The sequence below is a fragment of the Symbiobacterium thermophilum IAM 14863 genome (assembly GCF_000009905.1).
Classification (GTDB): domain Bacteria; phylum Bacillota; class Sulfobacillia; order Symbiobacteriales; family Symbiobacteriaceae; genus Symbiobacterium; species Symbiobacterium thermophilum.
Window position 1 is genome coordinate 2116659 of the sequence record NC_006177.1, and the last position, 19018, is coordinate 2135676.

General features: G+C 70.6%; 14 protein-coding genes, 3 tRNA genes and 1 pseudogene. 5 read left to right on the forward strand and 13 right to left on the reverse strand.

Translation table 11 applies throughout. The features are described from left to right. Nucleotides 1–56: 56 nt before the first annotated feature. Together ltrA and STH_RS09935 are read right to left on the reverse strand one after the other, a co-directional pair. Nucleotides 57–1335: pseudogene (gene ltrA, locus STH_RS09930) on the reverse strand (group II intron reverse transcriptase/maturase). A gap of 606 nt (nt 1336–1941) precedes the next feature. After that, a complete protein-coding gene (locus tag STH_RS09935) occupies nt 1942–2724 on the reverse strand; it encodes a ZIP family metal transporter (protein WP_043713876.1) in 783 nt (260 codons plus the stop codon). 119 nt (nt 2725–2843) lie between these two features. Here STH_RS09935 and STH_RS09940 point away from each other — a divergent pair, with 119 nt between their 5' ends. Together STH_RS09940 and STH_RS09945 are read left to right on the forward strand one after the other, a co-directional pair. Next, nucleotides 2844–4118, forward strand: a complete 1275-nt coding sequence (locus STH_RS09940; protein ID WP_043715565.1) for a LysM peptidoglycan-binding domain-containing protein — start codon at nt 2844–2846, stop codon at nt 4116–4118. Nucleotides 4119–4255: 137 nt separating this feature from the next. After that, nucleotides 4256–5230: a type I phosphomannose isomerase catalytic subunit gene (locus STH_RS09945; RefSeq protein WP_011196110.1), complete on the forward strand. Its 975-nt coding sequence runs from the start codon at nt 4256–4258 to the stop codon at nt 5228–5230. A 4-nt stretch (nt 5231–5234) separates the two neighbouring features. On the opposite strand, the gene STH_RS09950 is transcribed toward STH_RS09945, so the two are convergent. The 4 genes from STH_RS09950 to STH_RS09965 all read right to left on the reverse strand — a co-directional run bounded on the left by STH_RS09950 (nt 5235) and on the right by STH_RS09965 (nt 11365). Continuing rightward, the gene (locus STH_RS09950; RefSeq protein ID WP_011196111.1) at nt 5235–6455 is read right to left on the reverse strand and encodes an anaerobic glycerol-3-phosphate dehydrogenase subunit C; all 1221 of its coding nucleotides are present in this window, start codon (nt 6453–6455) and stop codon (nt 5235–5237) included. Continuing rightward, nucleotides 6452–7708, reverse strand: coding sequence for an anaerobic glycerol-3-phosphate dehydrogenase subunit GlpB (gene glpB, locus STH_RS09955; RefSeq protein WP_043713877.1), 1257 nt, complete (start codon nt 7706–7708; stop codon nt 6452–6454). The genes STH_RS09950 and glpB overlap by 4 nt, the downstream gene beginning before the upstream one ends. Continuing rightward, the gene (glpA, locus tag STH_RS09960) at nt 7701–9338 is read right to left on the reverse strand and encodes an anaerobic glycerol-3-phosphate dehydrogenase subunit GlpA (protein WP_011196113.1); all 1638 of its coding nucleotides are present in this window, start codon (nt 9336–9338) and stop codon (nt 7701–7703) included. The genes glpB and glpA overlap by 8 nt, the downstream gene beginning before the upstream one ends. A 227-nt stretch (nt 9339–9565) precedes the next feature. Further along, nucleotides 9566–11365, reverse strand: a complete 1800-nt coding sequence (locus tag STH_RS09965) for a M3 family oligoendopeptidase (protein WP_011196114.1) — start codon at nt 11363–11365, stop codon at nt 9566–9568. Nucleotides 11366–11772: 407 nt separating this feature from the next. Here STH_RS09965 and cimA point away from each other — a divergent pair, with 407 nt between their 5' ends. Next, nucleotides 11773–13350 (forward strand): citramalate synthase, encoded by a 1578-nt coding sequence (gene cimA, locus STH_RS09970; protein ID WP_043713878.1) that lies wholly within the window; start codon nt 11773–11775, stop codon nt 13348–13350. A gap of 96 nt (nt 13351–13446) precedes the next feature. Here cimA and STH_RS09975 read toward each other — a convergent pair. The 3 genes from STH_RS09975 to STH_RS09985 form a co-directional block, all read right to left on the reverse strand. Beyond that, nucleotides 13447–13537, reverse strand: a tRNA-Leu gene (locus STH_RS09975). A 77-nt stretch (nt 13538–13614) separates the two neighbouring features. After that, a tRNA-Ala gene (locus STH_RS09980) sits at nt 13615–13690 on the reverse strand. 5 nt (nt 13691–13695) lie between these two features. Beyond that, a tRNA-Phe gene (locus STH_RS09985) sits at nt 13696–13771 on the reverse strand. A 270-nt stretch (nt 13772–14041) separates the two neighbouring features. Here STH_RS09985 and STH_RS09990 point away from each other — a divergent pair. Together STH_RS09990 and STH_RS09995 are read left to right on the forward strand one after the other, a co-directional pair. Next, a complete protein-coding gene (locus STH_RS09990; protein WP_011196116.1) occupies nt 14042–14365 on the forward strand; it encodes a hypothetical protein in 324 nt (107 codons plus the stop codon). A gap of 77 nt (nt 14366–14442) precedes the next feature. After that, nucleotides 14443–15231: an SDR family oxidoreductase gene (locus STH_RS09995; RefSeq protein WP_043713879.1), complete on the forward strand. Its 789-nt coding sequence runs from the start codon at nt 14443–14445 to the stop codon at nt 15229–15231. A gap of 44 nt (nt 15232–15275) precedes the next feature. Here the strand turns inward: STH_RS09995 and STH_RS10000 are convergent, their stop codons facing one another. From STH_RS10000 to ruvX, 4 genes are all read right to left on the reverse strand, one after another. After that, the gene (locus tag STH_RS10000) at nt 15276–16958 is read right to left on the reverse strand and encodes a peptidoglycan D,D-transpeptidase FtsI family protein (RefSeq protein WP_207635379.1); all 1683 of its coding nucleotides are present in this window, start codon (nt 16956–16958) and stop codon (nt 15276–15278) included. A 127-nt stretch (nt 16959–17085) separates the two neighbouring features. Next, a complete protein-coding gene (gene mltG / locus STH_RS10005; RefSeq protein ID WP_011196119.1) occupies nt 17086–18141 on the reverse strand; it encodes an endolytic transglycosylase MltG in 1056 nt (351 codons plus the stop codon). An 86-nt stretch (nt 18142–18227) separates the two neighbouring features. Then, nucleotides 18228–18527, reverse strand: coding sequence for a DUF1292 domain-containing protein (locus STH_RS10010; RefSeq protein ID WP_011196120.1), 300 nt, complete (start codon nt 18525–18527; stop codon nt 18228–18230). Nucleotides 18528–18583: 56 nt separating this feature from the next. Then, entirely contained in the window at nt 18584–19018 is a 435-nt protein-coding gene (ruvX, locus tag STH_RS10015) for a Holliday junction resolvase RuvX (RefSeq protein ID WP_011196121.1), read from the reverse strand.

Genomic DNA, 19018 nt, shown 5'->3' on the forward strand with positions numbered 1-19018 from the left:
CCGCCCCGCCGGGCGCCTGCCGATCGAGTAGGAGGGGGCGGCTAGCCCCCGTCCTCTCACACCACCGGACATGCGGGTCCGCATCCGGCGGTTCGCCAGGATTGACGAGTCGCTTCATAGCATTCGGTCAGGCTTATCAGCCCCTGGGCACGCCAGTAGGCGTCGCCCAGGGCGCTGTTTAGTGGGCCACCTGCCATCCGCCACGGGCCTTTGCGGCTGTTGGCGAGTTGGTAGACTACCCATTCGGGCAAACCGAGGGCGCGTAACTCCCGAAAGCGCGTGCGTACACGCTTCCACTGCCTCCATACGCATGCTCGCAGCCGACGCTTCAGCCATCCTTCGAGTCTTTCAAAGGCTGACCTGGCATCGGAGAGCGCATAGTACCCAACCCAGCCCCGCAAGTAGGCATTCAGGCACCGGATTCGGTTGGCTGCGGTTGCGGTCCGTCAGCGTGCGGAGCTTGTCCTTCACGCGTTTCAGGCTCTTCGGGGCCAGCCGGATGCGCACTCCCCGGTGCTTGTAGAAGCTAAACCCGAGGAACTGCCGCTTCCACGGCCGGTCTACTGCGCTCTTCTCCTCGTTGACCTTCAGCCGTAACCGCTCCTGCAGGAAGTGGCGCACGCTCCTGTAGACCCGTTCTCCCGCCCGCTTGCTGCGGACGTAGATGTTGCAGTCATCGGCGTACCGGACAAAGTGGTGGCCACGGCGCTCCAGCTCCTTGTCGAGGTCATCCAGCAGGATGTTCGCCAGCAGCGGACTCAGCGGACCGCCCTGCGGCGTCCCTTCCTCCGTCGCCACGACTACCCCGTTCAGCATGACCCCGGCCTGTAAGTACCGCCGGATCAGCCGCAGCACACGCTTATCCGTTACCCGCCGCGCCACGCGGGCCATCAGCACGTCGTGGTTGACCCGGTCGAAGAACTTCTCCAGGTCCATGTCCACGACCCAGTCGTACCCTTCCTCCACGTACTGACGTGCCTTCCTGACCGCATCATGACCCCGCCGCCCCGGCCGAAAGCCGTAGCTGGATTCGGAGAATGTCGGGTCAAAGATCGGCGTCAGTACTTGCAGGAGTGCCTGCTGGATCAGGCGGTCCATCACGGTGGGAATCCCCAGCATCCGCTTGCCGCCGCCCGGTTTCGGGATTTCGACCCGGCGGACTGGCTGCGGTCTGTAGGTCCCCTGGAGCAGTTCCTCACGGATGCGGCTCCACTCCACGCGAATCTGGTCCCGCAGCCGTTCGGTGGGGACACCGTCCACGCCGGGGGCGCCTCCGTTCCGCTCCACCCGTTTCAGGGCGGCCAGCATGTTCTCCCTGGCCACCACCTGCTCCATCAGGTTGCTGTGCTCCCCGCGGGGTGACGTTCCGTCTTGTGCCGGCTGCCCACTCCACCCTCTCGCCGTCCCTTGCGGCTTCACCGCTACCTCCGGCGAGCAGGTCCCGTTCGGGGTCTTCTGCGTTTGTCGCGGGCTGCTCGAACGCAACGGGTTCACCCCTTTCCTGACGTTCGGCCCTTCCCGGTTGGGGCGTCCCCCTGCCGGTACTATGGCCTTTGCTGACTTCTGCCGGTTCAGCTGCGTCTCCCGACGCAGGTTACCAGCGTTGCTGGCGTTCCCGGCAGATCTCCCCGGGTAAGAACGCTGACCTTCACCCCGCACCCGCCCCATCTACCGCACCGCCCTTTGGCAGCTTCGGGTTTTGCTGTGTTCGGCCAGCTCACCCGAGCGGCACAGCCTCCTATGGGGTTCGTGTTCCTCGGGTCGTGGCTTTGCCTCGGGCTTCCTTCAGATTCCGCCTCACGACGGACACCCTTGCCTTTGGCTAACGGGCTGGTGCTGCCTCGCCCGTAGCGGACTTTCACCGCCAAGTCAGCGCCCATGCCGGGCACACCGACACGGGCCGCCTCCCGCACGGGAGGCGGCCCGAATCGCGCCTACAGACTAACCCAGCGTCGTGTCCAGCAGCATCATGATGACGAACCCCAGGAGCAACATGTACGTCGCGGTGCGCTCGTTGCCCCGCTCGTGGGTCTCGGGGATGATCTCGTCGCTGATGACGAACAGCATCGCCCCGCCGGCGAAGGCCAGCGCCCACGGCAGGATCGGATGCATCAGGGTGACCGCCGCGACGCCCAGCAGCCCGCCCACCGGCTCGACCAGGCCGGTCAGCAGGGTGATCAGGAACACCTCGCGCAGGGCGTAGCGCTCCGACAGCAGCGCCAGGGCCACCGCCATGCCCTCGGGGATATTCTGCAGCCCGATGCCCATCGCCAGGCTGAGGCCGCTGCCCAGGTCGCCGCTGCCGACGCCCACGCCCACGGCCAGTCCCTCCGGGAAGTTGTGGATCGTAATCGCGATGATGAACAGCCAGATGCGCTGCAGCGACGAGGTCGCCCCGCCGCCTTCGGGCCCCTTGATGAAGTGCTGGTGCGGCGAGTACCGGTCGATCAGGTCCAGGAAGGCGCCGCCCACGAAGAGGCCCACGGCCGCGACCAGGGCGCCCCGCAGCCCTCCGCCGCCGTACTCCATCGCCGGAATCAGCAGGCTGAAAATCGTGGCGGCCAGCATGACCCCCGCGGCCATGCCCAGCAGGCCGTCCTGGATGCGCGGTGAGATCGATCGGGTGAACAGTGTCGGGAGTGCGCCGATCACCGTCGCGAGGCCGGCCAGCAGGCTGGCCAACAGGCCGAGCAGGATCGTGTTCGCGTTCGCAGCCAAGTCCATGGGTCTACCGACCTCCCGCATGCATCTTACCACGTTGACGGGCCATCGGGAACCGCCGCCTCCCCTCCCCGGACCCCTTCCGCCTTCCGGGCATAGGATGGGGCGAGGGAGTGAAGCAGATGGAGATTGCCGTTGTGAGGCCCGGCGAGTCGCTCTGGCAGATCGCCCGGCGCTATGGCGTCACCGTCCAGCAGATTGCCACGCTCAACGGCCTCCGTGACGCAAACCGGCTGGTGCCCGGCATGGCCCTGCTGATCCCGACCGAGCGGCGGCACGTGGTGCGGGCCGGCGAAACCCTCTGGCAGATCGCCGCGCGCTACGGCACCACCGTGGACGCCATCGCCCGGGAGAACCGGATTGCGAATGTGAACCTGATCTACCCCGGCCAGACCCTGGTGATCCCCCGGGGCACCCGGCCGGTCATCGAGGCCAACGCCTACCAAGCCAATCTGGCCACCGGCAACGTGGCCCCCACCGCGGAAGCGGCCCCTTACCTGACGTACATCGCCATGTTCAGCGCCGCCGTCACCGAGGACGGCGACGTCGTGCCACCCCGCGCGGAGTCCTTCATCGAGGCCGCCCACCGGGGCGGGGCGGAGGCTCTGCTCACGCTGACCAACTTCCGCGGCTCCACCTTCAGCTCGGACCTGGCCAGCCAGTTCCTCAACAACCCGGCGGCCGTCCAGCGGGCCATCGACGAGCTGGTGATCATCCTGCGGGTGCAGGGCTACGCCGGCCTGAACGTCGACTTCGAGTACGTCTACCCCTCCGACCGGGAGGCGTACAACAACTTCCTGCGGCAGCTGCGGCCCCGGCTGCACGCGGAGGGGCGCAGCCTCTCCACCGCCATCGCGCCCAAGGTCCGGGCGGACCAGCCCGGGCTGCTCTACGAGGCGCACGATTACCCGGTGCACGGCGAGGTCTGCGACTTCGTGGTGATCATGACCTACGAGTGGGGGTACGTCACGGGGCCGCCCATGGCCATCGCGCCGCTCCGGCAGGTCCGCCAGGTCCTGGACTACGCCGTGTCGGCCATCCCCCCGGAGAAGATCCTGATGGGCATCCCCACCTACGGCCGGGACTGGCGGCTGCCCTACCAGCGGGGCGTCACCCGGGCGGAGACCTTCTCCCCCGTCGCCGCCACCAACCGGGCCATCGACGTCGGGGCGTGGATCCAGTACGACGAGGACGCCCAGTCGCCGTTCTACCGGTACTGGGACGCCCAGGGCAACGAGCACATCGTCTGGTTCGAGGACGCCCGCAGCCTGCAGGCCAAGTTCGACACCGTGAAGGAGTACGGGCTGCGGGGCGTCAGCTACTGGGTCCTGGGCAACCCCTTCCCCCAGAACCTGCCGCTGCTGCAGGACAACTTCCGGGTCCGGCGCCTGCGCTGACCCCGCCCCCCGCCTCCCGGTCAGAGGCGGGGGCCTGCGCGCCGGGATGCTGCGCAGGGATCGAAAACGCCCCGCCCGCTCGGGCCATGCGGTGGTATGATAGGGGGTAGCACACGAGGAAAGGGGAGGAAGGATCGTTGCTGTACCCGCTGCGATTTACACCTCTCTTCAAGGAGCGGGTATGGGGCGGCCGCCGCCTCGCCCGGTTCTACCCGGACCTGCCGCCCGGCCCCATCGGAGAGGCCTGGGTGCTGAGCGACCATCCCCAGGGCCGGACCCCGATTGCCAACGGCCCGTGGGCCGGCGAAACCCTCAGCGGCCTCCGCGAACACCTCCCGCCGGAGCGGGACGCGGCCCTCATGGGCGCCAGGGTCCTGGCCCGCGGAGAGGAAGGCTTTCCGCTTCTCTTCAAGCTGCTGGACGCGCAGGACGACCTCTCCATCCAGGTCCACCCGGCCGACGACTTCCCCGGCCTGCCTCCCGGCGAGCGAGGGAAGACCGAGATGTGGGTGGTGCTGGAGGCGGAACCCGGTGCGCGCATCGTGCACGGCCTTGCGGAGGGCGTCACCCGCGACGGCCTCGCCGCGGCGGTGCGCGAAGGGCGCACGGTGGAGGCCATGCGCTTCCTGACCGTGCGCCCCGGCGACGTGTACTACCTGCCTGCCGGCCTGGTCCACGCCCTGGGGGCAGGGCTGGTGGTGGCGGAGATCCAACAGTCGTCGGACACCACGTACCGCCTGTACGACTACGGCCGGCTCGGCCTGGACGGCAAGCCCCGGGAGCTGCACATCGACCAGGCTCTGGCCTGCTGCAGCGACGCCCCGCCCCCGGCGCCGGCCCAGCTGGGGTTGCCGGAGCCCAACCGCTGGGAGACGCTCGTTTCGTCGCCCTACTTCGTCACCGCCCACGGGCGCTGCCGGGGCGACTGGCCGCAGGAGACCGATCCCGGCACGTTCGAGGCGCTGATGATCCTCTCCGGCGCCGGCGCCATCGCGTGGCCCGGCGGCGGGGAAGAGCCGCTGGCGCCCGGCCAGGCGTGGCTCGTCCCGGCGGCCCTGGGGCCGTACCGGCTGAGCGGCGAGTTCGACGCCCTGCGGGTCCGCGTTCCGTAACCGACTAGGTCCCCTTGCGATCGCCCAGGCCGTACGCCCCCCAGAGCACACTGACGGGGTGTACGGCCTGCATTCCTGCCTGGTACTCGATCTGCCACCGGCAGGTCTCGCAGTCGGACACCGCCCGTGAGGCGCCGCTGGCCCTCAGGGCGTCGGCCATCGCCTGGCCCACCCGCATCGAGACGCCGTACTTCTCCTCCTTGAACCCGTAGGTCCCGGCGGAGCCGCAACAGCCGGCATCCAGGTTCCAGGCCTCCACGCCGGGGATCAGGTTCAGCAGCTCCACCGCGGGCAGGCCGATCGCCTGGGCCCGCTGGTGGCAGGGCTGGTGGTACGGCAGCCGCTCCCGGATCGGCCGGAAGTCGGTGCGCAGAAGCCCCTGCTCGTGGCAGGCCATCAGGAACTCGAACAGGTCATAGACCTGCTCGGCCACGGCGCCGGCGCCGTCGAGGCCCAGCAGCCCCGGGTAGTCGTGCTTCAGGGTCAGCGAGCACGAGGTGGAGCTGACCACGATCGGGACGCCCTGCGCGGCCCACTCCCGCAGGTGCTGCACGTTGTACCGCCCGTTCCCGGCGGCTGACTTCAGGTCGCCGTTGGCGATGAGCGGCAGGCCGCAGCACTTCTGCGGGGGCAGCACCACCTCGAAGCCGTTGTGCTCCAGCACCTCCACCACGTGCCGCCCGATGTGGGGTTCCATGTACTGCACCGAGCAGCCGTGGAAGTAGACCACCCTGCCGTTGGGCGCGGGGCGGTCCTGCCACGGGGAGCGGCGGCGCCGGAACCACTCCCGGAACGAATGGTTGGCGTACTTGGGCATCGGCTTGTGGCGGTCGATGTGCAGGACCTTCTCCATCGTCCACCGGATCGGCCCGTTGGCCAGGACGCCGTTGACCAGCCCGGGCATCCTCACCGCCAGGGGGCCGAACAGGTAGGTGTGGGTAAGGACCCACTCCCGCAGGGGCAACCCGCGGCGGCTCACCTGCGCGACCTTGGGCGCGTTCACCAGCTCGGCCGGGCGGATGCCTGACGGGCAGACGGTGTCGCAGGTCCGGCAGCCCAGGCAGAGGTCCAGGTGATCCAGCTCGACCACCTCGCCGGCCGCGCGCAGCCGGGCCAGCCCCGGCCCTCCGTTCTTGGGCCCGGGGAACTCCGGCGCCACCCGCAGCACCGGGCAGTGCATCTCGCAGACCGTGCACTTCAGGCAGGCATCGTACTCGTGGATCACCGCGGCTCACCTCCCGCCACCAGCCGCGCCGCTTCCCGGCCGGCCGCGCCGCCGGTCGCGACGGCCACCCCGCCGCCGCTACCCTCGGCGTACGGATCGTATCCGGCCAGGGCGCGCCCGCACACAAACAGGTTCGTGTATCCCGGCGGTCGCAGCCGCCCGTCCACCGCCACCCCCACCCGCACGAAGGGGTGCCCCTCGGCGGGCAGGAACCGGGGATCGGCCCACTCCCCGTCAGGCGCCGAAACCGGCAGGTCGAACAGCGGTTCCCGCACCGAACGGCCCTCGGCCGTCAGGCCGTTGCCCATCAGGCCGCCGGTGGCCAGCACGTAGGCCTCCGCCTCATAGGTGATCCGACCGCCGGGGCCGCGGGTGACCACGTGGCGCACGCGCCCGCCTTCCCGCCGCGCCTCCACGGCCCGGGCGCCGATCGCGAGGTCGACGCCCGCCTGCTGCACGGCCCGCCGCAGGGCGTCCGCCAGCCGGAGCCCCGGCACGGAGGGCGGCGGCAGCAGGACCTCGACCACCCGCATGCCTAGCCCCTCCGCGAGCGCCCGCCGCACGGCCGCGGCCCCGGAGAGGCCCAGCACCGCGGGCAACAGCGCCGCGCCGCCCCGGCCCTGCGGCCGGACCGCCGCCACCCGCTCGATCACCTGACGGCGGTAGGCCTCGTCTTCGAGCTGCCGGGCCAGGGCCACGGGGTGCACGTCCTCGGGCGCCCCCGGCAGCTCGACCTCGCCCCAGGCGACGTCCGCCGCAGGATCGGACCGGCGCAGGCCGGCGGCCACGACCGCGGGATGGAAGTCCCGGAGCCCTCTGAAGCCCACGACCCAGAGCGGCTCGCCGGGGGGCGGCGCCGCCATGCCGGGCGCGACCAGATGTGTCCTCCGGCGGCTGCCCAGGGCCGTGATCACGTGGGACCCGCCCGCGCCGGGGCCGTCCGCGGCCAAGGGGTAACCCGCCGCCTCCATCGCCTTCTGGAAGGCGGCCAGCTCCTCGTCCACGGCCGCCATCCCGATCAGCCGGTACGGGTGCTCCGGGGGCAGCGACCCCTCCGGCACCGCCAGCCGGTCGATGCAGCCCGACGCCAGCTCCAGCACGCCGGCCCCCTCGGACACCACCGCCACGGTGGCCCCGGCCTGACGCGCGGCCAGGGCGGCGGCCATGCCCGCCAGCCCGCCGCCGATCACCAGCACCTGCGGCCGGCGCACCCGGCCGCGGAAACGGGGCGTCCCCATGATGACTTCAGTCATGGCCCGCACCCCCCATCTGCGCCACTGCGTCCGCCGTGCCGGCAGCGGGCTCCATGGCCAGCTGGGCCCGGGCCAGCGCGTAGTTGAGCTCGGCCGCCCGGAGCTCCAGCCCGCCCAGGCCGCCCCGGACCCCGCGCCACCGCTCCGCCTGGAACCGGGCCAGCAGCGCAGGAACCTGCTCCGGCGCCACGATCCCCTCCCGTGCCAGCAGGAGGGCGGCGCGGTAGCCGCAGAAGCCGCCCTGGCAGGTGCCCATGCCCAGCCGGGTCCGGCGCCGGAGGTCGCCCAGGGACGGTGCGCCCAGCTCCCGGGCGGTGCCCACCAGCTCGCCGGCGGTCACCTGCTCGCACTCGCACACCACCTGCCGGCCGCCTGGCCGGGCGATGGCCTCGGCGATCTGCGGCAGCGTCGCCGGGTGCCGGTCGGCCACGGCCTGCGCCAGGTCCCGGCCCACCAGGTGGACCAGCCGCCGGACGGCGTCCGGGTCGGGCGGCGGCAGGATCGGCTCTTCCGCCGTGCGGCACGGGACCGTCACCCCCAGGCGGGCCGCTGCCACGTCCACCGCCTTCTCGGCCATCATCCGGTAGGTGGTGAGCTTGCCCCCGACCACCGAGAGGAGCCCGGGCACGCCGTGCTCGACCTCGTGGTCGATCACCGCGAAGCCCCGGGAGATCTCCCGGGTGTTTCCGCCAGGGCCCGATCCGAACAGCGGCCGCACGCCGGCAAAGGCCCGCAGGATGCGGGCCGTGGCCGCCATCGGCAGCATCTCCGCCCCGAGCCGCTTCAGTTCCTCGACCTCCTCGGGCGGCACGGAGATGTCGTCCGGGTCGGGTACCGGCGTCGCCGTCGTGCCCAGGAGGGTGACGCTGCCCGCGGGCACGAAGATGTCGCCGTTGCCGGGCTTGCGCAACCTGTTGACGACCCGGCTGGTGAGCCGGCCGTGGTAGACCAGCAGGACGCCGCGGTCGGCCACCACGTCCAGCGGCGCCCCGGCCATCGCCGCGATCTGCCCGGCCCAGGCCCCCGCGGCGTTGATCACCAGTTCCGCCTCCAGCCGCTCCTCCTCGCCGGTGGCCAGGTTCAGGAGGCGCACCCCGGCCACCCGGCGGCCGTCCATCAGCAACCCCACGACCCGCCGGTAGGTGAACACCCGGGCGCCACGGGCCTCGGCCGCGGCCACGTTCCCCCGGACCAGCCGCCAGCCGTCCACCGCCGCGTCCGGCACGGCCCAGGCCTCGCACACGGACCCGGCCAGCAGCGGCTCCTCCCGGCGCAGCCGGTCCGGGTCCACCTCCTCCACCGGGATGCCCGCCTCCCGGCAGGCGGCGACCCACCGCCGGGCGTAGGCGGGGTCGTCCTGCTCCAGCCGCACGAACAGGCCGCCGCAGGGCTCCACCGCAAACGGCGCGATCCGGCGCACGATCTGGTTCTCGACGGCGCACTCCCGCGCCGACTCCGGGTCCTTCACCGCGTACCGGCCGCCGCTGTGCAGCAGGCCGTGGTAGCGGCTGGAGGTACCGTGGACCAGGTCCCCCTGCTCCACCAGCGCGGCGCGCACGCTCCGCAGGGCCAGGTCGCGCAGGATGCCTGCGCCGGTAGCCCCCCCGCCGATGACGATGGCTTGCAGCACGGTTCCGCTCCCCCTTTCGCGCAAAGCCCCGCCGGGGACACGCCTGTGCGGCGTGCCCCGGCGGGGCGTCTCTCCACGTCTCAGCGCCCTCGTTCCGGCCTGCGGCCGGAACCGCTTTGGCTTATGGTTTCCCTGCCATTGATTCTACGACGGCCCGGTCCGCCGCCGTAGGGGCATACGCCCTAATCGGGATAGTCCAAACGTGCCAAAGGCGGGCGCGTGGAGAGTCAGCGGTTCTCCGTGAGGGCCAGGAACTGCCGGACGTCGGCCACCGAGACGTCCACCGCGGCCTGCCAGAAGTCGGGCTTGGTCAGGTCGACGCCCAGGTGCTTCGCCGCCAGGTCCTCGACCCGCATCCGGCCGGTGTCGCGGAGCAGGTCCACGTACCGCTGCGCGAAGGCCGGGCCCTCCTCCAGCGCACGGGCGTAGACGCCGGAGCTGAACAGGAAGCCGAAGGTGTAGGGGAAGTTGTAGAACGGCTGCCCCGTGGAGTAGAAGTGCAGCTTCGACGCCCAGAAGTGCGGGTGATACTCCGAGAGCGCGTCCCGGTAAGCCTCCTTCTGCGCCTGCACCATGAGCTCGTTGAGCCGGGCCACGGGCACGAGCCCCTTCGCCCGCTCCGCGTAGAACCGGGTCTCGAACAGGAACCGGGCGTGGATGTTCATGAAGAAGGCCACGGCCCGCTCGGCCTTGCCGGCCAGCAGCACCAACCGCTCCTCATCGCTGCCGGCCGCCTTCAGGGCCGCATCGCTCACCAGCAGCTCGGCAAAGGTGGACGCCGTCTCGGCGACGTTCATGGCGTAGCCCTGCGCCAGCTGCGGCAGGTCGTTCATCACCGACTGGTGGTAGGCGTGGCCCAGCTCGTGCGCCAGGGTGGAGACGTTGTCCAGGTTGCCGCCAAAGGTCATGAAGATGCGGGACTGGCGGGTCAGCGGGAACGAGGTGCAGAAGCCGCCGGGCCGCTTGCCGGGCCGGTCCTCGGCCTCGATCCACCGCTCCTCGAACGCCTTCCGGGCAAAGCGCGCCATGTCGGGCGAGAAGCGGCCGAAGTGCTCGACCACGAACTCTGCAGCCTCATCGTAGGTCATCTTGGTGTCGGCGCCGCCCAGGGGGGCGTCCACGTCGTGCCAGGCCAGCTTGTCGAGCCCCAGCAGCCGGGCCTTGCGGTTGAGGAACTCGACGAAGATCCCCTTGTTCCGGTCGATGACGTCCCACATGACCTCCAGCGTCTCGGCCTTCATGCGGTTGTTCTCCAGCGGCTCGGAGAGGATCGAGTCCCACCCCCGGTGCTTGTACAGCTGGATCCGGAAGCCCGCCAGGTGGTTCAGGGCCGCACCGATGAGGTCCGCCTGCTCGGCCCAGGCCTTCTCCCAGCGCTCCCACAGCCGCACCCGGACCGCCCGGTCGGGGTCCAGGAGCTTGTTCGCCGCCTGGCCGGCGGAGAGGTGCACCGTTCGGCCCCCCGCCTCCCAGGGGATCTGCACCCGGGCGACCAGCTCGCCGTACAGCTGCCCCCAGGCGTGATACCCGTCCACCGCGAGGTCGCCGGCCAGCGACTCCCGCTGCGGATCCATCCGCATGGCGGCCCGCAGGCGGCGCTCCCGCAGCGGGTACGCGATGGCCTCGCATTCGGGGCGGGCCTCCAGCGCCGCGAAGACCTCCTCGGGCATCGCGCTCAGCTGGTGATCCAGCAGGGTCGTGGCATTCCCGAGCGCCGCCCGGATCTGCGCCACCCGGCCCTGGAGCAGCTTGGCCCCCTCATCGGCCATGTCCTGGGCCGTGAGGCAGGAGACGAACGCGCCGGCCTGCCGGATCCGCTGAGTCAGGTCCTGGAAGGTATCCAGGAGCGGCATCCAGCCGTCCAGGTCGGCCGCCGTCCCGGGCACGCCGGCCGCCTCCAGCCGCTGCCCGAAGGCTGTCACGTCCTCGGTCAGCGCATCCAGGAACCGCTTGAACTCGGGGGACGAGCTCCCCCCGGGGAAGAAAACGTCCAGGTCCCACGTCTGGTTCAGGGGCTGCTGCGCCATGGATCGGTCCTCCTTTTGTGGCATGGCATGGAACAGGGTCTGATTCATAGCGATTCGGACTTGACACGTCGATTCCCTGCGGCTAAATTGGTCGGTAAATCCGCATGATTGGCACGGGCGATGAGAAGGACGAGTACCCGGCATCCCCGCCGTCCCAGAGAGCGGGCCGTAAGCTGCGAGGTCCGCACGGCGGCTCCGGCGAACATCCCCTTCGAGCCGCCACCCGAGCCCCGGGGACGGGGTAGGCGTGGCCGGCACCTCCCCCGTTAACGGGAGGCGGCACTTCTCACGGTGCCGGCAAAGGCGGCCGCTCTGTGGGCGGCAAGTCCGGGTGGTACCGCGGTGGCGTTCAGGCCCCCGTCCCGACGCAGGGACGGGGGCCTCTAGTTTCCCCCAGAGGAGGTCGAATGAGGTTGTTGGCTGTCACCCTGTATGACACGACCCTGCGCGACGGGTCGCAGCGGGCTGGCATCGCGTACACCAGCCAGGACAAGCTCCGGATCGCCCACCGCCTCGCCGGCCTCGGCATCCCGTACATCGAAGGCGGCTGGCCGGGAAGCAACCCCAAAGACGGCGAGTTCTTCCGCCTCCTGCGGGAACGGCCGCTGCAGGGCGCGAAGGCCGTCGCCTTCGGCTCCACCTGCCGGGCGGGAAACGCGCCCGAGTCGGATGCCACGCTGGGGGCCCTCGTGGAGGCAGGGACGGCGGTCGTGGCGATCTTCGGCAAGAGCTGGGACTACCACGTGACCCGGGGGCTGGGCACCACCCTGGAGGAGAATCTCCGCATGATCCGGGAGTCGGTGGCCTACCTGAAGCGGCAGGGGCGCGAGGTGGTCTACGACGCGGAGCACCTGTTCGACGGGTTCCGGCGCAACCCCGACTACGCCCTGGCCACCCTGCGGGCGGCCGCCGAAGGCGGGGCTGACTGGATCGTGCTGTGCGATACCAACGGCGGCACCCTGCCGGAGACGGCGGCGGACATCGTGCGGCGGGTGGCGGCCGAGCTGCCCGGCGCACGGCTGGGGATCCACGCCCACGACGACAGCGGCCTGGGCGTCGCCGTCACCCTGGCGGCGGTCGCCGCCGGAGCGACGATGGTACAGGGGACGATCAACGGTTACGGGGAACGCTGCGGCAACGCCAACCTGTGTGCCATCATCCCGAACCTGGAGCTGAAGGTGGGCATCCGCTGCCTCCCTGAGGGCAGGCTGACGGAGCTCACCGCGGTCAGCCGCTTCGTCAGCGAGGTGGCCAACCTGCCGCCCTGGGACGCGCAGCCCTTCGTCGGCCACAACGCCTTCGCCCACAAGGCCGGGGTGCACGTGAGCGCCCTGCTGAAGGATCCGGTGATGTACGAGCACGTGCCCCCCGAGACGGTGGGCAACGCCCGCCGGGTGCTGGTCTCGGACCTGGGCGGCCGCTCCAACCTGCTGGCGACCTTCGGCGACCAGCTCACCCCCGCCGAGGCCGCCGAGCTGATCCAGCGGGTGAAGGAGCGGGAGAGCCGCGGCTTCCAGTACGAAGGCGCCGAGGCCTCGGTGGCGCTGCTCACGTACAAAGGACAGCCGCCGTTTGAGGTGCTGGGCGTGAAGCTGATGGTCACCGGCGGTGCCGACGGCCCCGCGGAGAGCGAGGCGGCCGTCAAGCTGCGGGTGGGCGACCAGGTGGTGCACACCGCCGCGGAGGGCAGTGGCCCGGTGCACGCCCTGGACCGGGCCCTGCGCAAGGCTCTGACCGAGGTCTATCCGTCCGTGGCGCGGATGGAGCTGCGCGACTACAAGGTGCGGGTACTGGAGGGCTCCCAGGGCACCGGCGCCGTGGTGCGGGTCCTGATTGAGTCCGGCGACGGCGAGGCCCGCTGGTCCACGGTCGGCGCCTCGACCAACATCCTGGAGGCGTCGTGGCAGGCGCTCACCGACAGCTTCGCCTACTTCCTGCTCTTCCGTGAGGGCATCCGTACACCCGAGGCGGCGATGCAGGGGTGACGGCCCACTGTCGTCCCGCCCCACGGAGGGAAAGGCCGGCAGACGCGCAAAAGAACCGACCCCGCCTTCCTCGGCAGGGTCGGTTCTGGTTCGTCATGGTGCAGATGGGGAGACTCGAACTCCCACCGGGAGTGGTTACCCGACACGGTCCTGAGCCGTGCGCGTCTGCCAATTCCGCCACATCTGCAGGCTGTCCACCTAGCGACCCGGCGGTGCGCTGCTGCCTTCCGGCCCTGACGCGTTTCCGCAGGGTCGCTAGCGGACTGGTGGAGCTAAGGGGATTCGAACCCCTGACCTCTTGAATGCCATTCAAGCGCTCTCCCAACTGAGCTATAGCCCCGTATGTGGTGGCCCAGGCCGGAATCGAACCGGCGACACCGCGATTTTCAGTCGCGTGCTCTACCAACTGAGCTACCGGGCCGTCTCGTGCCGCAGTGAGTGCCTGGCGAGTTTCTATGTTACCGCATCATGCCGGTCGAGTTCAAGTCCAATTTCGTCCCAGAACCGGCTCCACTTGAAAAATCCCGCGCCGCCGCCCCGACGCGCCAGCTCGATTGTTACACCCCGGCAGGCGGCTGTCAACCCGCGGTGCTTCCCATCCGCCACGCATGCGGGGCGCGGTGCCGGTAGACGGGGTGCGTCGGCCGGTGTAAAATGGAGGAACAGCGGATGACAAGACCCGGAGGGGACTATGCCAGATATTCCTTTTTTCGATGCAGCCGGCTTCTTTGCGGGCAAGATCCATGAGGTCGAGCAGCAGCTGATCGCGAAGAAGGCCGAGCGGGAGATCCTGCTGGCCAACCGGACGAGCCTGGAACAGGCGCTGGCCACGCTGGCGCTCCTCGCGCCGGAGCACCAGAAGGCGATTCAGCAGGAGGTCGCCTCCCTGAAGGAAGTGCTGCACTCCACCGAGCGGGCGCTTACGTCCCTGGAGAGCGAGATCGATATGTTGACGTCCAAGCTGGCCGCGCTTCAGGCCGCCCGGGAAATGCTGCACGTCGAAGGAAGCTCGTAAGCACGGGAGCCGTCACCTCTCCGGAGGTAGCGTGCTCCCGTAATGTATCCGGCGATGGCTGGAAAGGAGTGACCGGAATGGACTTCGGGCTTCAAGGCAGGGTGGCCTGGGTGACGGCGGCCAGCAAGGGGCTGGGCGTTGCCTCGGCCATGGCCCTGGCGCGGGAAGGGTGCGACCTCGCGATCTGCAGCCGCAACGGGGAGGCGATCGGCGCGGCGGCCGAACGCATCCGGCAGGAGACCGGCCGCAGGGTGCTGGCCCTGGCGGCCGACGTCACGCGCCGGGAAGACCTGGAACGGTTCATCACCGCCGCCATGGACGAGTACGGACGGGTGGACGTGGTCGTCTCCAATACGGGCGGGCCGCCCCCGGGCGGATTCCTGGACTTCGACGATGCCGCCTGGGAGGCCGCCTTCCACTCGCTGCTCATGCCCGCGATCCGGCTCACCCGCGCGGCCATCCCGTCCATGCGGGAGCGGGGCTTCGGCCGGCTGATCTACATCACCTCCAGCGGCGTCAAGGAGCCCATTCCCAACCTCATCCTCTCCAACGCCCTGCGGGCGGCCCTGACCAACATGATGAAGACCCTGGCCCGCGAGGTCGCCGCCTTCGGCATCACCGCCAACACGGTCGCGCCCGGCCGCATTCACACCGACCGGGTGGACTCCCTGGACCAGGGCGAGGCGGCCCGAACCGGCCGCACCATCGAGGAGGTGCGCCGCGCGCAGGAGGCCCGCATCCCCGCCGGCCGCTACGGCCGGCCCGCGGAGTTCGGCCAGGTGGTCGCCTTCCTGGCCAGCGAGCAGGCGGGCTACATCACCGGCTCGGCCATCCACGTCGACGGCGGCATGACCGTCAGCCTGTAGCCGGACGGCAGGCGGCGCCTCCCGCCCAAGGGGGGCGCCGCCTTTCATCCTTCGTCCAGCGAGAGGATCGCCTCGGCAATCCGCCGGAAGAGCGGCGCCGCGTGGGCTCCCCCCGCGCGCCCGTCCTCGATGAAGACCACCATGACGTACTGCGGCTGCCGGGCTGGGAACCAGCCGGCGAACCAGGCATGGGTGGCCGGCCGGCCGTCCAGCACGGTGTCGGCTGAACCGGACTTGCCGGCGGCGCCCGCGTCGTCCACCCAGGCCGCCTCCCCGGTCCCGCCGCCGCCGGGCACCACCGCCAGCAGGAGCGCCTGCCGCAGTTCGGCGGCGGTCTCGCGGCTCATCACCCGCCGGGAGGGTTCCGTCCGCGGGCGGAAGACCACCTCGCCGTCGCTCCTCCTCACGCTGGTCACCAGGCGGATCGGATGCAGCACCCCGCCGTTGGCAATGGCGGTGTAGGCCCGCGCGACCTGCAGGGGGCTGGCCCGCAGGCCGCCCTGGCCGAAGCTGAGCTGGGCGACGTCGCCGCCGTAGCGGGGCTCCGGCAGCGGCGCCACCGTCTCGAAACCGGACGGGAGGGCGCCGGTCGGCTCGTCCAGCCCGAACCGCCGGGCGGCCTCCAGCAGCCGGTCTGCGCCCAGCCGCTCGTAGCCGATCCGGATGAAGGCCGTGTTGCACGACCGGGCGAGCGCCTCCCGTAACGTCACCGGCCCCGTCACCGTACCGGCCACGTCCCGGAAGATGCGGTCGCCCAGTTGATAGGTCCCGCTGCACTCGATGCGCTCGTGGGGGACGACGGCGCCGGCTTCCAGCGCCGCCGCCGCCACGATCGGCTTGAAGACCGAACCGGTCTCATAGGGGGTGAGGGCCCGGTTGCGCAGCTGGTCCTCGGTGGCGTAGCGGGCCTGGTCGAAGTTGGGGCGCGACGCCAGGGCCAGCAGCTCCCCCGTGGCCGGGTCCACCACCACCACCGCCGCCCGCAGGGGGCCGCCGTCCGGGTGGGCGGTCCGGTCCATCTCCCGCTCCACGGCGGCCTGGATCCGGGCGTCGAGGGTGGTGTGCACGTCGTAGGGCTCCTTGCCGGCGGGGTCGCGGGGCTGCAGCACCTGCAGCGGTTCGTCCCCGAGGGGGCCGCCCCGCCCGTGGTAGCTGGCCACCAGGTGCGGCACGTTCTCCCCCCGCAAGACGGAGTCGTAGGCCAGCTCCAGCCCCGTCCACCCCCCCGAGGCGTTGGCGAAACCCACCAGGTGGCGGGCCAGAGAGCCCGGGCCGTAGCGCCAGCCCGTGGGGCCCACCGCCACGCCGGGCAGCAGCCCCGCCGCGGCGTAGTCCTGCACCTGCTGCGCCGCCTCGTCCGACAGCCCTTCGATCACCCATCCCGCCTCGTGGTGCCGCTGCACGTAGTCCAGCACCACCGCGGCCCGCTCTTCGCCCAGGGCCTCCGCCAGCACCGGCGCCGCCACGGCCGGGTCGCCGAACAGGCGGGGAAAGACGGCCAGCCCCCACGTGGACTGCGGGTCCGTGAGCGGAACGCCATAGCGGTCGTAGATCATGCCCCGCCGCATCTCAAGGGGCAGCCGCTCGGTGCGCTGGCCGAACACCTGGCGGGTCAGGGCCGGCCCGCGCAGGATCTGGAGCTGGAACAGCCGTACCCCCAGGAGGGCCAGGCAGACCCAGGCCGCGAGGCTCAGCACGAACATCCGGCGAACCATCCGAATACGCACAAAAGAACACCTCGTTGGAGAGGATCTCCCGAGGTGTTCTTCCCTATACATTATGTCCCCGGCGGTCCGGTTCGTCGCGCGGCTTGGCCCCTGCCGGCCGGTCCGCGGACCGGCGGTGGCCGGGGCGTTACGGCCCCTGTTCCGCCAGGTTGGCCTCCGCCCGGTCGACGTTCTCCAGATGCTCCGCGTACGTGGTGGCGAAGTAGTGCTCGCCGGAGCCGTCGTTCTTGGCGACGAAGTAGTAGTAGTCGTGGGTGGCGGGGTAGAGCACCGCACGGATCGCCCCTTCGCCGGGGGCGGCGATGGGCCCCGGGGGCAGGCCGGGGTATCGGTACGTGTTGTAGGGGGAGTCGACCTCCAGGTCGTCGTAGGACAGCGCCTCGGATCGGGGCAGCCCCAGGGCGTAGTACACGGTCGGGTCGGCCTGCAGCGGCATGCCCACGGCCAGCCGGTTCAGGTACACGCCCGCGATCTGCGGCTGCTCCGCCGCCACGCGCGCCTCCGTCTCGACGATGGACGCCAGGGTGGTCACCTCGTGCACCGAAAGGCCCATCTCGTCGGCTCGGGCCAGCAACTCGGGCGTCCAGACGGCCTCGAAGCGCGCCATGAGCATCGCCACCACCTCCTCGGCGGTGATGCCCGAGTGGTACTGATACGTGGCGGGGAACAGGTAGCCCTCCATTGGCTGAATCAGCTCGACGTCCTCCGGGAGGTAGGGGTTCTCCGCCGCCGCGGCCAGCGCGGCGTCCAGGAAGGCCTCGCGGTCCACGACCTGCGCCTCGGCCAGCAGGTCGGCCATCATCTCCACCGTCAGCCCCTCCGGGATCGTGAAGCGGCGCACGACCACCTCGCCGTTCACCAGCTTGGTCAGGATCTGGTCCGCGGACATCGCGGCCGAGAGCTCGTACCGGCCTGAGACGATCTGGCCGTCCAGCTCCCGGTAGCGCACGTAATACCGAAAGACAGCCGGATCACGGATGATGCCATGTTCCGCCAGGATCTGCGCGACGTCGGTGGTGGTGGCGCCGGACGGGATCTCGACCTCCAGAAGCCCCGCGGTCGGGTCCGCCGGCTCCAGGCGGGCGAGCGCCCAGCGCAGGCCGCCGTAGGCGGCGCCCCCGAGCGCGGCCAGCAGGATCAGCAGGGCGAGAACCAGTCGGACCGCCTTGGCTGCGTTCGACAAGCGCGTTCATCCCTCCAGAGATAGCCTGCGTCTCTTCACTATTCGCCATAAGAAAGAGCCCTCCTGTTCGGAGGGCTCGTTGGCGGCTACTTCTCGGACTCCTCTTCGAACTCCTCGTCGTCCAGCATCTCTTCCCACGCATCGGCGACCCGGTCGAACTCCTCCTCGGACTCGATCTCGACCAGGACGTCCTCGCCGTCCTCCTCGTCGATGCGCATGATGACGGCCTCCTCCGCCTCCTCGCCTTCCTCGATGGGCAGCAGGATGGCGTAGTCCTTGCCGTCGACGGTGATCACCTGAACAATGGAAAACTCGTGCTCGTTGCCTTCCTCGTCCGTCAGAACGATGATCTCGTCATCGTGCTCATGCTCGTGATCGTGGCTCATGGCAATCACTCCGATCCCCAAGATATTCCTCATTCTAATGCAGCCCGGTTACCCTGTCAAACGAAACTTTCGGGCGGACGGGCGGCCCGGGCGTCCAGATACCCCTGCAGGATCACCGCCGCGGCCATCTTGTCGATGACCTTCCGCCGCCGGGCCCGGCTGACGTCGGCCTCCAGCAGCACCCGCTCCGCCGCCATCGTGGACAGCCGTTCGTCCCAGGCCTCCACCGGGAGGCCGCTGTGGCCGGCCAGGCGCTCCATGAACGCTCGGGTGAGCTCGGCCCGGGGCCCGTAGGTGCCGTTCATGTTCCGGGGCATGCCGACCACCCAGCGCACGACGCCGTAATGCCGGGCGATCTCGTCCAGGCGGGCCAGATCCTGCTCCAGCGACCGGCGGCGGATGACCTCCAGCGCCTGGGCCGTAAGACCCAGCTCGTCGGACAGCGCCACGCCGATGGTCTTCTCGCCGACGTCAAGCCCGCCGATGCGCAT

Bases quoted from the DNA above. Each gene is read 5' to 3' on its own strand.
- STH_RS09935 (WP_043713876.1), bottom strand. From the start codon at position 2,724: ATGGACTTGGCTGCGAACGCGAACACGATCCTGCTCGGCCTGTTGGCC.
- STH_RS09940 (WP_043715565.1), top strand. From the start codon at position 2,844: ATGGAGATTGCCGTTGTGAGGCCCGGCGAGTCGCTCTGGCAGATCGCC.
- glpB (WP_043713877.1), bottom strand. From the start codon at position 7,708: ATGACTGAAGTCATCATGGGGACGCCCCGTTTCCGCGGCCGGGTGCGC.
- STH_RS09965 (WP_011196114.1), bottom strand. From the start codon at position 11,365: ATGGCGCAGCAGCCCCTGAACCAGACGTGGGACCTGGACGTTTTCTTC.
- cimA (WP_043713878.1), top strand. From the start codon at position 11,773: ATGAGGTTGTTGGCTGTCACCCTGTATGACACGACCCTGCGCGACGGG.
- STH_RS09990 (WP_011196116.1), top strand. From the start codon at position 14,042: ATGCCAGATATTCCTTTTTTCGATGCAGCCGGCTTCTTTGCGGGCAAG.
- STH_RS09995 (WP_043713879.1), top strand. From the start codon at position 14,443: ATGGACTTCGGGCTTCAAGGCAGGGTGGCCTGGGTGACGGCGGCCAGC.
- STH_RS10010 (WP_011196120.1), bottom strand. From the start codon at position 18,527: ATGAGCCACGATCACGAGCATGAGCACGATGACGAGATCATCGTTCTG.
- ruvX (WP_011196121.1), bottom strand. From the start codon at position 19,018: ATGCGCATCGGCGGGCTTGACGTCGGCGAGAAGACCATCGGCGTGGCG.